The organism is Paenibacillus sp. MT86 (assembly GCF_058792535.1).
The window spans coordinates 2,080,350-2,093,342 of sequence record NZ_CM179499.1 but is presented as its reverse complement, the minus strand read 5'-3'; the positions used below and the strand labels follow the sequence as shown (position 1 = coordinate 2,093,342).

8 protein-coding genes are annotated in these 12,993 nt (G+C 56.1%); all 8 read right to left on the bottom strand.

The genetic code is table 11. The features are described from left to right. Nucleotides 1–10 precede the first annotated feature (10 nt). Nucleotides 11–1,018 (bottom strand): flotillin-like protein FloA, encoded by a 1,008-nt coding sequence (floA, locus tag AC3RCL_RS08985; protein WP_009590804.1) that lies wholly within the window; start codon nt 1,016–1,018, stop codon nt 11–13. 93 nt (nt 1,019–1,111) lie between these two features. Then, entirely contained in the window at nt 1,112–2,473 is a 1,362-nt protein-coding gene (locus tag AC3RCL_RS08980) for an NfeD family protein (protein ID WP_015734195.1), read from the bottom strand. A 265-nt stretch (nt 2,474–2,738) separates the two neighbouring features. Further along, a complete protein-coding gene (locus AC3RCL_RS08975) occupies nt 2,739–3,179 on the bottom strand; it encodes a GatB/YqeY domain-containing protein (protein ID WP_006209020.1) in 441 nt (146 codons plus the stop codon). A 16-nt stretch (nt 3,180–3,195) separates the two neighbouring features. Further along, nucleotides 3,196–3,369 carry a 30S ribosomal protein S21 gene (gene rpsU, locus AC3RCL_RS08970; RefSeq protein WP_005547957.1) on the bottom strand — a complete coding sequence of 58 codons (174 nt, stop codon included), beginning with the start codon at nt 3,367–3,369 and terminating at the stop codon, nt 3,196–3,198. A 184-nt stretch (nt 3,370–3,553) separates the two neighbouring features. After that, on the bottom strand, nt 3,554–3,913 hold the full coding sequence (locus tag AC3RCL_RS08965) for a histidine triad nucleotide-binding protein (protein ID WP_015734194.1): 360 nt from the start codon (nt 3,911–3,913) through the stop codon (nt 3,554–3,556). Nucleotides 3,914–4,195: 282 nt separating this feature from the next. Then, complete coding sequence (locus AC3RCL_RS08960) at nt 4,196–7,639, bottom strand: AAA family ATPase (RefSeq protein ID WP_492535220.1); 3,444 nt, start codon at nt 7,637–7,639, stop codon at nt 4,196–4,198. 1 nt (nt 7,640) lies between these two features. Continuing rightward, nucleotides 7,641–8,825, bottom strand: a complete 1,185-nt coding sequence (locus AC3RCL_RS08955) for an exonuclease SbcCD subunit D (RefSeq protein ID WP_251493627.1) — start codon at nt 8,823–8,825, stop codon at nt 7,641–7,643. A 54-nt stretch (nt 8,826–8,879) separates the two neighbouring features. Then, nucleotides 8,880–12,992, bottom strand: a complete 4,113-nt coding sequence (gene addA / locus AC3RCL_RS08950) for a helicase-exonuclease AddAB subunit AddA (protein ID WP_492536305.1) — start codon at nt 12,990–12,992, stop codon at nt 8,880–8,882. Between the last annotated feature and the right edge of the window lies 1 nt (nt 12,993).

The window sequence follows — 12,993 nt, the reverse complement described above, 5'->3', positions numbered from 1 at the left end:
CTCATCGTGGTTACTTGGTTTTGTTGTCTCCGGAGTTGTCATTATTCTCACCCATCTTACCGAAGGAACCTCTCATTTGCGTATCGGCTTCGATATTCTTCAGGTTCATATAATCCATCACGCCCAGCTGGCCGCTGCGAAGCGCTTCTGCCATCGCGAGCGGAACTTGAGATTCCGATTCCACGACGCGTGCTCTCATCTCTACGACGCGAGCCTTCATCTCCTGCTCTTGCGCTACCGCCATGGCACGGCGTTCTTCCGCCTTCGCTTGAGCAATGCGCTTGTCGGCTTCGGCCTGTTCGGTCTGCAGGTAAGCACCGATGTTTTTGCCTACATCCACGTCCGCGATATCAATAGACAGAATCTCAAACGCTGTTCCTGCGTCGAGTCCCTTGGACAGAACCGTTCTTGAGATCAGGTCCGGATTTTCAAGAACATCTTTATGCGAATTACTGGAACCTACCGTCGTTACGATACCTTCACCGACACGAGCAATAATCGTCTCTTCGCCAGCACCCCCGACCAAACGGTCAATATTGGCACGTACCGTTACACGTGCTTTAACTTTGACTTCAATACCGTCTTTTGCTACGGCTGCTACAACCGGCGTTTCGATCACGCGCGGGTTAACGCTCATTTGCACCGCCTGCAGTACATCGCGTCCGGCAAGGTCGATCGCAGCAGCTCTTTCAAACTCGAGCGGAATATTCGCGCGCTGGGCTGCAATCAAGGCGTTGACCACCCGGTCTACGTTACCGCCGGCCAGATAGTGACTCTCCAGCTGGTTGATATTAAGACCAAGTCCTGCCTTTGTGGCCTTGATGAGCGGATTCACGATCCGGCTTGGCGTTACGCGCCGCAGGCGCATAGCCACCAATGTAATAATCCCGATGCGCACGCCGGAAGCGAGCGCCGAGATCCAGAGCATTAACGGGAAGAAACTGAAAAACACGCTAAGCAGGATAATCGCGACAACCCCGATTAGAAGAATCGGTACCAAAGAACCATCCAATTCCATATTCGTTTACCCTCCAATATTGAATATTTGCCTTCATCACGTAGAACGTTTAAACACGGGCTCTTTTAATACTACACAATTCCGCGCAGAGGTTCACCCTTTTTCTTCCTCTACCACAATTCGGGTACCGTCCGTCTTGATGACGCGGACCGGTCGGCCGGAATCGATGAATCCGCCAAGGGTAACCACATCAAGGCGCCGTCCCTCAAGTTCCATCGTCCCAGCCGGCCTAAGCGGCGTAATCGAAGTTCCGACCAGGCCGATCAGTACATCCCGGTCTTCATTCGGAATATACCCCTGTTCCTTCGATAAGCTGTCGCTGAGTATGAACTTGCGCCATACTCCCCGTTCCTTGAATACGAGGGCAACCACAATGATGGCCACCAGGGCCGATGCCGCCGCAACCCCAAGGGACAGAGCAACATGAGAGGTGCTATAGGCCGCCATGACGACGCCGGCAATCAAGCTGGCTGAGCCTATGATGCCCAGTATCCCGAAGCTTGGCACAAACAGCTCCATCGCCAGCATCACGATACCGATCACAAACAGCAGCCAGGTCTCCCAACCGGCAAATCCGGCCACCTGATTGCCGAAGAAATAGAGCACGAATGCAACCACGCCAAGAATCCCCGGCACGCCGAAGCCTGGAACAATGACTTCGATAATCACGCCGGCGATACCGATGAACAACAGCAGCGTCATAACCCCGGGATGCGTAAGAAATGTAGCCAGCTTCTCCGAGAAGGTCGGCTCCATCCGAAATACGTCCTGCGTGGAGTAGTCCATCCATGTGATGACCTCTTCGGTGCTGTTCGCAATCGTGTCCGCATAGCCTGTCTTCAGCGCTTCATCATGCGTCAAGGATAGACCCTCGCCAGGTTGTTTCGTCAATCCGATTTCAGGCATATCGACCTTCAGATTGATATCTGCCATGCCCATCGCGATTTCTTTGTTTCGACCACCCGCCTCGGCAGCTCCTGCCATCTTGCTCTTCCACCAGGAAACCAGCTTGGCATCTTCGATCCGATTGCCTCTGGCATCCACCATATAAGCCGCGCCGATCATGCTGCCCTCGGACATGGCAATCTTGTCTGCATTGAGTGCGATGTAACTGCCGGCCGATGCCGCATCGCCCGTAATGTAAGCCACGATCGGAATCTCGCTGCCCTTCATCAAGGTAGCAATTTCACCCGCTTGGTCGACAAGACCGCCCGGCGTATCGATTTCCAGGACGATCAGTCCTGCCGCCATCTCTTTGGCTTCCTTAAATCCGCGTTCCATAAAGCTGGTTAAGCCGCGTTCGATCGGCTGCTTCACCGGAATGACGTACACCGACCCGATGTTAGCCGCCATCGCGGATTTCATCGGTGCTGCATACATTCCGATCGATATCAGCATCATCACGACCGCTGCCGTTAACGTCAGGAATCTGCGCATCCACAACTTTCTACTCATCTTTTCCCCTCCTTTTCGACTTAATTCGGCCACCTCTACCTTCATTTCGACAAAACAAGTTCAGCGGCCTGCCTCTTGCATAAGCATATGTATCTACTTGCACCCATATGGTAGTTATTACGAATCAGAAACGATTTCGTTTCAAAAAGTATGCCCATCCATGGAAAAAACCATCGATCAAGGCGCTCGGCTTCTCCAAGCCCTGCTCCTTCACGACAAAGAAAAAACACCCCTTGAGAAAACAAGGGGTGTTTCACTTATGTTGTTACAGAAATTGTTGAACAACTTGATTGACAAGCTTTCCGTCTGCACGCCCTTTAACTTTCGGCATGAGAGCGCTCATTACTTTACCCATCTCGGCTTTTGAAGAAGCACCGGTTTCCTGGATGGTCTGCTGTACAATGACTTTAATTTCTTCTTCAGTAAGCTGTTCCGGGAGGTAGGCGCTAAGGAGCTCAATTTCTGCTTTTGCATCGGCGGCAAGATCGTCGCGTCCCGCTTTTTCAAATTCTTGGAGGGCATCTTTGCGCTGTTTGATTTCACGACTAAAAATATCAAGCACTTCGTTGTCATCCAAACTTCGTTTCAAATCTATTTCAAGATTTTTTATCGTCGAACGAACCATTCGAATCGTTGAGAGTTTGAACTTGTCCTTACTCTTCATCGCTTGCTTCATATCTTCGTTCAATCGTTCGCTAAGATTCATGCTAGTTCAGATCCTCCTAAAACTTTCTCTTACGAGCAGCCTCGGACTTTTTCTTGCGCTTTACGCTTGGCTTTTCATAATGCTTGCGTTTCTTCACTTCAGCCAATACGCCATCTTTAGCAATGGAACGCTTGAAGCGACGAAGTGCAGCATCAATTGTCTCGTTTTTGCGAACTTTAGTTTCAGACACCAGTTTTCCCTCCCTCCGACCAGACCGTCCAAGAGCATTAACACGGTTCATCAAACTTCATTATAGGGCAAACCGAAATAGGGTGTCAACCTTGGGCGTTTAATTTACGATAGTCCGTGCAATGGAAACACCCCCGCGGCGGCCATGCGCTGCGAGGCTGATATATTTCTTCCTATGCAAGAAATTATGTATGAGCCGGGGAAATGCCGGTTAATGCGCCTAAGCGGCGGCCGCCCATCAGGTGATAGTGCACGTGGAACACCGTTTGTTCCCCATCGCGACCACAGTTGTTAATTAACCGATAACCGCTCTCCGCAATGCCCAGCTTGGCCGCGGCCTCTTTAGCCGCTTTGTGCATCTCGCCAATCAGCAGCAGGTCCTCATCCCCAATATCGTTCATGGAAGCGATATGCTTCTTCGGAATGATCAAGACATGAACCGGCGCTTCCGGGTTGATGTTTTGAAATACGAGCACCTTATCATTCTCGAGTATCTTCGTGGAAGGAAGCTCACCTTCTACGATTTTACAAAAAACACAATCCATTCGCGGTTACCCCTTTCATGCGTGTACATGCTTTTATCATATAAGAAAACGGGCAGTGCGTCCAATCAATGGAAGATGATCCATATAAAAAAAAAGAGAAGCACCCCTGGAACGCAGCTGTCCAGTAAGGAGGCGCTTCATCACGAGAGCAAGGGAAAAGAAAGGAATCTCTCATGATCAAGCGCCAGCCCGGTGCTTCCTCTATATGTCGGCTTATCTGTACTATAACAGTGCCTTGTTGCTGTTTCCGTGATTTAAATCACACCGCCTTATGTTTTGCGGCTACATCGATTCGATTGCAATCCGGGATCCCGCTCCCGCCTGTTCCGCCGGCTGTACCACCAGCTTGCGCGGCAGGCGTGCCCGAAGCTCGGGCACATGGCTGATGATGCCGACGGTTAGCTTATCGGTATGGAGGCGCTCAAGCGCGGTGATGACCGTCTCCAGCAGCTCCGGATCCAGCGTGCCGAATCCTTCGTCGAGGAAAAAGAATTGCAGCGGATATTGCCCGCGCAGCTGGATTTGGGCGGAGAGCGCCAAAGCCAAGGCCAATGAGGTCAGGAACGTCTCGCCGCCGGATAAAGTGGATACCGGACGCCGGACGCCGCCGTTGGCATCGTCCCGAATGACAAAACCTCCGCCGGAATCCACCTCAAGCGAGTAGCGCTGCTTGGTCAAATAGCGAAGACGCTGGGAGGCCGACTGGCTCACCTGCATCAGCTGTTCTTCCGCAATATATTCAACAAACGCGTTGCCGCGCAAGCAGGACTGCAATTTGGACAAGCGTTCGCTCTCTCGCTGGAGGTTTAGGCGCCGCTCTTCCAATTCCATGAACCGGACGTGACGCTGGTTCAAGTCTTCCAAATCCCGCTCCGCCCGGGCTCTCGCCTGCAGCGCTTCCTCGTCGGTTGCACGGGCCGCCTGAAGCTCGGCTGTGCACCGTTCCCAGTCCTCTTCTTGGAACGGGCGGGTGCCAAGCTTCAGCTCGACGTCGCGAAGCCTCAGGGTCCATTCCCGCTGCCCGTCCCGATGCGCTTTCACGAGCTGGGCACATCGTTCGCTTTCTTCCGGGGTCAAGCAGGCTTCCATGACGGCATGCTCCGTAGCGAACGGAGAGGCGGCCAGCTGGTTCTCCCAGGCAAGCTTGGCAGCCACGTGCTGCTCCTGCGCGGCTATTTCCGCCTGTTCCGCAAGCGCCGCTTCCTTGGCTGCATGCCGAGCCGCCTCCTCTGCCTTCCTGCATTCGCTCCTGGCTTGTTCCGCGGACTCCTTAAGCAGCTTCATCCTGGACCTGCACTCGCCCAGCATTTCCTCAGCCGACCGGTCTCCGATCCAAGCCTGAAGCCGCTCTTCTTTATCCTTCAGGCCATCCGCCTTTCCTTCCCGCTGCGCATCCCATTGAATCTGCAGCTTTTCGAGCTCAAGCAGCTGCTGCTCCAAGCGGAGGACGGCCTCCTTTTTCTCTTCGATGAATGGAACGCTGCGCTCAAGCCCTTCCTTAATCGATTCGGATTCCGCGTCCTTCTCTTGCATGAGCTGAAAACGGGCAGCTGCCTCTTCCAAAGGAAATTCCGGCTTGTTTTCCTGCCAGGAAGCCAAAATGTCCGCAGCTTCGGTTTCCAACCCGGCTAACTGATCCCGCATCTGGTGCTCTGCCGCTTGCCCATTCTCCAGCGCGGCGCTCTGTTTCATCAGCTCCTGCCGACATGCCAGGAGACTCTGCTGCACCTTGGAAACTTCCGCTCGGCATTGTCCGATGGCAGCAGCTTGAGCATCAGCCGCTTCTATGAGCCAGGCTGTATCCGAAGCAAGCTTTTCCGCGTCGTACGGCCCTTCAGCGACAGGCATGGCGGTTACCGCGGCTTCCATCGATCCGCTCTGCCTGAAGGAAATCGCGTCAATCAATTCGCCTTCTGCGAAAGTGCCGATCTGCGAACGCGATTGACTCGCCAGCGACTCCGCTTCGTTATGCTGCCCCCGCAGAGTCAGTCTGGCTTCCTGGATTTGATGCGTGATCCGCGTCAGCCGGTCCATGCCCTCATCCAAAGTCTCTTCAGGCTGTCCTGCCGAAACGGCCGGTTGCGGATGATGCTGACTTCCGCACACGGGACAAGGCTCGCCTGGCCGGAGCTCGGCGGCCAGCGAAAGGGACAGCGCATGAAGCTGTCTGTCCCGAAGCGATCGGCTCATCGCCTGGCTTACCTCGACTGCGGCGGCGGCGATCCGATCGGCAAATGCCGATGCTTCGGCTGCGTCACGCTGCAAGCCGTCAGCCTGCATGGAGAGCTGTATGTAATCGCGCTGCAGCTCCTGCTCCTGCTTCTGCATGGTACCCAATCTGGCCTCGAGCTCCTTCAGCTTGCCCTCCTGCGATTTCAGTTCGAGCTCGGACTTGTGCTTCTGCCTTCGGACAGCCTCAAGCGCTTGAACCTTCTGCATCGCCAAATGAAGCGCCTGGCGCTCCCCTGAGCGGGTCTCCAGCCCTTTCAGCTTGTTCTGCAGCTCCTCCTGCCGCCTGCGGCCTCGTTCGAGCAGCTCCTGCTCCTTATGCAGCAGAGCGGTTACCCCTTCGCGCTCTTGGCGCGCTTTCGTTCGCTGCGCATCCAGCTTGGCCAGTTCTTCCCGTAATGCATCACGTTCCCGCTGCAATAAAACGGCCTGCTCCAGCTGCTGCTCCCGAAGCACCAGCTTCGGTTCCTCGGCCCGAAGCGCAGCTTGGGCGGCTTCATCCGCCTTCACCGCCTGCTCGGCTGCCTGCTGGGCGGACGCGGCTTGCGCCAGGAGCCCTTCGGCAGTCCGCCGCCGCTGATCCCATGCCTTGCCGGATTCGCGCCATGCCTCAAGCGCGGGGAGAACGGCGGCCGCAGCCCCTGTCAGCTCAAGGCGGCGTTCCAACCGCTGCATCTCTTCCTCATGCTGGGCAAGCTCGTCCAGCTTCCCCTGCAGCCGCCGCTTTTCCATATCCAGCTCGCGAATTTTTCCCATAGCTTCATGGGCTTCCATGGCGGCTTGGAGTTGATTGCGGGATAACGCCGCGTGTTTCTTGGCATGTTCCAGCACCGCAGTTGCTTCCGCCAAAGCTTCCTTGCCTGCACTTCCAAGACCCTGCTGTTCCGCTTCGACCGATTTCAGAGAACCCTCCGTATCCTTAACACGGCGGCTGAGCTTGATCGCAAGCTGATCCCCGTACCGTTCCAAATGGAACAACCGCTGCAGCATCTGCCGGCGTTCGCTCCCCTTCAGGGAAAGGAATTCGGCGAACTTTCCCTGTGGAAGCACGACCGCACGGGTAAAATCGTCCATTTTGAGCCCGATTTTCTCTTCGACGCAGCGGGTGACCTCGGCCAATTTATCCGCCACCACCTGATCCCCTTCGGGGGTAACGCGAATGAAACGGCTCACCGTATTGCTGATGGAAAGCTCGTTTACCCGTTTGAACCTGCGCTCTACCCGGTATCGCTCCAGCCCAGCCGCGGAAGACAACTCAAACGTAAAGGAGACGGACAGACCGTCCTCCGAGTGGTTCATGATGCCCTGGGTTCCGTTAACCGCGCGCTCCACTTTTCCGTACATGGCTAAGGTAATCGCATCCAGCAGCGTGGATTTCCCGCTGCCCGTCGGTCCGAAAATACCGAAGAGCCCGGTTTCGCACAACGTTTCGAAATCAATCTCCTGCGTGCTTCGGTAGCTCTGCAGTCCGGATAACTTCAACAAAATCGGCTTCATTCTAAGACTTCACCTCCGTGCCGTCAGACTCAGACTCCTCTTCCTCAACCAGCTCCAGAAACAAATCGACCAGGTGATCCTCAGGCTCAGCTCCCCCGGTTTGCCGTTGGTAGAACTTTCGGAACAGGTCCGGCAGCGGCAGCCTTGAGCGCTCGCTCTCCAGCTCCAACGCTTCCATCTCCGGGTATACCGGACGAATGTGGACGATGCCGTCCCTGCTCTTGCGCAGCCGCTGAATATCGGCAAGCCCCATGGCCTCCGTTAAGGATACCTCCAGATCAATGAAAGCCTCGGGATCACGCCCCTCATCCAGCCAGCGGTAGACTTCATCCAAGCCGCCTTTGGCCTTCCATCGGACAAGCGGGCGGCCGCTGCTGAGAAACAGCTCCTCAATCACGGGACTTCCTCCCGGCGATACGTCAACCATGGTCACCGATTTCGCCTGTCCCGCTTCCGAGAAGCTGTAGGCCAGCGGAGATCCGCTATAGCGGATCATCCCCTCCCCTTTCACAGCCTGGGAACGATGCAGGTGACCCAGCGCCGTATAGGCAGCGCCGACAGCGAGTGCCGACGGATCAACCGTGTACGCTCCCCCGACTTGAATCGGACGCTCGGAATCGCTCTCGACGCCGCCAAGGACATAGATATGGCTCATCGCCAGATTGACCGTCTGCGGAGAAAATTCCCTTGCCATCATCCTCATCAGTTTTCCGACTCTCTCGCTGTAGGCGCGGCGAAGCTGATCCTCATCCCCGTCGACCGATAACAGCTCGTTGAGCCTGGCCTCTGACGGGTAGGGCAGAGCTGCGATCTTGGCCGTTTCTCCGGTACGGGCTGTGGCAACCGTTACCGCATCGGCGATAGGTGTCCCTATCAGCGTGATGCCTCTGGCTGCAACAAGCGGCGTAACGGATGCAACCCGTTCCGGCTGATCATGGTTGCCTGCAATGACCACCATGGGGCGGCCTCCCTCCGTAAGTCTGGCGGCCGCTTCGTAAAACAGCTGCTCGGCTGACGCAGGCGGATTCACGGAATCATAAACATCCCCCGCCATAAGGATCAGGTCCGCCTGCTGATCGTCCGCCAGCTTAACCAGTTCATCCAGAAAGCGCTCCTGCTCGGCAAGCCGGCTTCGGCCTTCGAGCGTGCGCCCCAGATGCCAGTCCCCGGTATGCAAAATACGCATCGATAATCTCCTCTCCCGCTTCAAACGTCTAACAAAACATAACTTACTGAAAGGTTATACCTGTACGGCATGTCCCCCATCAAAAAAGTACAGCCATTTCTCATGCACAGGTTCGCCTAAAATATCCTCCAAAGCCTTTGCATACAGGTCCAGCTGAAAACGATACTGGTCAGCCAAGGCCGTCAGGCCGCCGCGATGCTCCAGCACCCGGTCGGTCTTATAATCAAGCAGCACAAGGCGGCCGTTATGCCTGAACATGCAGTCCACAACCCCTTGAATCAGCACCGTTTCGTCCCGCAGCAGCTCCATCTCAGGTAATCCTTGGGCCGAATGTTCCGAAATCGGGTCCAGAAAAGCCAGCCCCTGATAAGCTTCTGCCGCTGGGAGTGCATAGGAAAACGGCATCTCGCGCCAGACATCCTCTGCTGACAGCACCCGCTTTCCAAGGTCGCAATCAAAAAGGCTGCTAATCTCGGCTGCTTCCACCGCGGAAGCCTGCTCACCGGTGATGATCTCCTTTTCCACCAGGTAACGGATGGTTTCTTCGATCTCCGCTGTCGGTTCTGCAGCGTCTTCCAGCCGTTGAAGCGGCAGATGCTGCATGATGGTATGATAGACGGTTCCCCGCTCGGCGGGCGTCAGCTTCGTGGACTCCATAAATTTCGGCCGCCGCAGGCTCAGCGTGAAGGAGGTGCTTGCGTCGATACTTTCCCTGCTCTGGCGTTTCACGGCCCGTTCCTCCAATAAATCCAAGGAGGGGCTGTCCTGCAGGGCAAGCAGCTTTTTCATCTCCGTTACGGACGTTTTGGCCGATATTTGACTGACCGCTTCATAACGATAACTCCACGACAACCGCTGATCGATGGAAGCCCGCTGAACATCCGTCCCCTCCTCTTCCGCTTCGGCAATCGCAGATTCCGGAACAGGCTCGAGGCTGCGCAGGGCATTCAGCTTCATCATTCGATTTTCGCTGTCCGCCTGAACGTCATCGCTCATGCCGGTCATGCCCTGTGCCAGGGATTCCGGCGTTTCAATCGAGAATATCCATTGCGATCGGTCTGCCGCTAACGCGCGCGAGCTCGTCTCTTCCGGCAATCCCGCCTGTCCGCGGAGCGGACCCGCAGACGGATGCCGTATCACGGCCGGACCGATCCAATCCAGGTAGCTCCGTCCCCGGGCAAGGACGTAATCCGGCAGAAGCAACTCCGGGTTAAAATCGGCCTGTGCCCAAGCGGACACCTTTTTCGGCAAATCCTTCACCGTGCCGACCAGGATCATCTTCTCTTTCGGCCTTGTAAGCGCAACGTAGAGCACCCGCATCTCCTCGGCCAGCAGCTCCAGCTGCGATCTGCGCCGAATCGCCAGGTTTGGCAGCGTCGGGTAGCTTACGCGCATGCCTTCATCCACGAACTTCGGTCCGAAGCCAAGCTCCTTATGCATCAGAAAGGGGGCGTTCAAATCCTGTTGGTTGAAATTTTTGGACAATCCCGCCACGAACACGACCGGAAACTCCAGGCCCTTGCTCTTGTGAATGGTCATCAGGCGCACCGCGTTGCCCTGGCTTTCCGTGCCTCCGGCCGTGCCAAGATCCCCGCCGCGCTCGCGGAGACGCGAGATAAAGGTCAGAAAACGGAAGAGCCCTCTGGAGGCTGTGTCCTGTTCATACTGCACGGCCCGGTCATATAGGGCGGTCAGATTGCCCTGACGCTGCCTGCCGCCGGGCAAGCCGCCAACCCAATCCAAATATCCGGTTTCGCTGTAAATCCCCCAGATCAGATCGCTCAGGCTTCCCTGACGCGCTTCCTGCCGCCAGCGCTGCAGCCGATCCATAAACAATCCAAGTTTGGCGCCAAGCTCCGCCGATATTTCTATAGCATGGCCCTCCGCCGTTAGCGGGGCATCCGAAAGATGGCTGCCTGCTACGAGCTCATGACCGGCGGCGGCTTCGGCCAGGCCTTCCAGTCCTGCGCCCGGCGTCCATTTTCCGTCGACGAAGCCCATAGGGCGTGCCGGATCCATGACCGGCGGCGCGACGCTTAACGAGACCGCTGCCTTCAGCGCATCGTAATAAGTCCCTTTCGCGCACAGGCGAACCTGTGCCATCTCTTCCTCGGATAATCCAAGAATGGGCGAGCGCAATACCGAAGCCAAAGGAATGTCCTGCCGCGGATTATCGATCACCTGCAGCAGCGATAAGATGATTTCCACTTCCGTAGCCTGAAAGTATCCCTTGTTCTGCTCGCCGAATGCCGGTATTCCCTCCAGCCTTAACTCCTCAATAATTAACGGTGCCCAAACCATGGCGGAGCGCAGCAAAATGACCATGTCTCCGTACCCGGCGGGCCGCATCGTTTTCAACCCTTTATCGTAAACCATGAGCGGCTTTCCGCTTTCGCCTGTCATTTCGCGGATTTTGCGGGCGATGGCGCGGGCTTCCAGCTGGGCGGTTTCCATTTCGAGCGCCTCAGCTTCAAGCTGAACCCCGTCCTCTTCGGAAGCCGATTCATCGGACTGCTCCTCCGGACCTTTTCCGGCACGGTCGATCAGCAGGATTTCGGGCATGTAGGGATTCGCGCCTCCGTTCGTTTCCTGTTCCGGAAAAGAAGCTCCGCATACAAGCTCGGCCCGTTCATCATAGGCAATCTCGGCTACCGATTCGTTCATGATCTGCCGGAACAGCAAATTGACGGCGTCCACCACTTCCATCCGGCTGCGAAAATTACGGGCCAGATCAATTCGGATGCCTGTTTGGGACGTGCCTGTCCCGGAAGAAAACGTCTTGTACTTATCGAGAAACAGTCCCGGTTCCGCCAGACGGAACCGATAAATACTCTGCTTCACGTCGCCGACCATAAACCGGTTGCCCGGCATTTCCCGGGAGATCAATCGTACGATGTCTTCCTGCACGCTGTTCGTATCTTGATATTCATCCAGCAGCACTTCATCAAACTGCTCGCGGTATTCCATCGCCGCATCGGAAGGCATCATATGTCCCGGCACGGAATCGGGATGGCGAAGTATATGGAGGCAGTAATGCTCAAGGTCGTTAAAGTCGACCATGCCTTTGGCCGCCTTGGCCTCCCTGTAACGCTCGCCAAACGCGATCACCGTCTCGGCCAGCTCCATCATCAGCGGCGCTGCCGTATGAAGCTCCCGCAAAAACTCCGATGCCGGACGGCCGAACAATGCATTTTTCAGCTCATTTACGATTTTCTTCACGTTGTCGCGCAGTTCCTTGACCTGCTCCTGCAGCTCCGGCAGCACCTCATCCTTCCGAACGGATTTGAGCTTGCCGAAAGACGCCTCGCGGAAAATGCCGTACAACGATTCCCACGGCGAAGTATCGATGGCCTCCAGCAGGGAAGCCACCAGTCGCAAGTCCTCATCGAGATTGTCCGCATACGGTGTTGGCCCTCCCGGCTGCATGGCAATGGCCTTGGCTTGCTGCAGCAGCCCTGCCGCTCCGTTCAGAGCCAGGCGTGCATCAGCCAAGATGCTCTGGACCCATGGCGTGTTACCGAGGGCTTCCGTATCGGCCACCTGAAAGCCGGCGGCTGTCTCCCTAAGCCAGTGTGACGGCCATGAATGGCTGCGGGAGAAATCGTATAGACGCTGCACGAGACGGTACAGCGCATCGTCCGTTCGCTCGCCGCTGAACCAGTCCGCCAAGCGCAGAAACCGGCTTTCCGGGTCCCCCTCCGCCTCACCGTATTTCTCTTCGAACAGCTCCTCCAGCATATCCTGCCGCATTAAATCCGCCTCATGTTCGTTCAGGATGCGGAATCCCGGATCCAGCGGTATTAACTGATAATATCGCCGAATGACTTCCATGCAGAAGGAGTGCAGCGTTGTAATCGACGCTCTGCCAAGCAAAGCGAGCTGACGCCGGATATGCTCATTATCCGGATCCCGGTCCAGCTCACGGTCCAGCGCTTCCCGGATCCGTCCCCGCATTTCGGCAGCGGCGGCTTTCGTGAAGGTAGCCACAAGCAGCCGATCTACGCTGAACCCGGCGGCATCGTCCAGGATTTTGCGAATGATCCGTTCAACCAGCACGGCGGTTTTCCCTGAACCTGCCGCAGCTGCAACCAGCATATCGTCGCCCGACAGCGCAATGGCTTTCCACTGGTCGTCGCTCCACATGCTTCCCTCGGGTTTTGCTATCATC

Excerpts from the sequence above, each read along its gene's own strand:
- AC3RCL_RS08965 (WP_015734194.1), bottom strand. The coding sequence starts at position 3,913 with ATGGATTGTGTTTTTTGTAAAATCGTAGAAGGTGAGCTTCCTTCCACG.
- addA (WP_492536305.1), bottom strand. The coding sequence starts at position 12,992 with ATGATAGCAAAACCCGAGGGAAGCATGTGGAGCGACGACCAGTGGAAA.
- AC3RCL_RS08955 (WP_251493627.1), bottom strand. The coding sequence starts at position 8,825 with ATGCGTATTTTGCATACCGGGGACTGGCATCTGGGGCGCACGCTCGAA.
- AC3RCL_RS08960 (WP_492535220.1), bottom strand. The coding sequence starts at position 7,639 with ATGAAGCCGATTTTGTTGAAGTTATCCGGACTGCAGAGCTACCGAAGC.
- AC3RCL_RS08975 (WP_006209020.1), bottom strand. The coding sequence starts at position 3,179 with ATGAATCTTAGCGAACGATTGAACGAAGATATGAAGCAAGCGATGAAG.
- AC3RCL_RS08980 (WP_015734195.1), bottom strand. The coding sequence starts at position 2,473 with ATGAGTAGAAAGTTGTGGATGCGCAGATTCCTGACGTTAACGGCAGCG.
- floA (WP_009590804.1), bottom strand. The coding sequence starts at position 1,018 with ATGGAATTGGATGGTTCTTTGGTACCGATTCTTCTAATCGGGGTTGTC.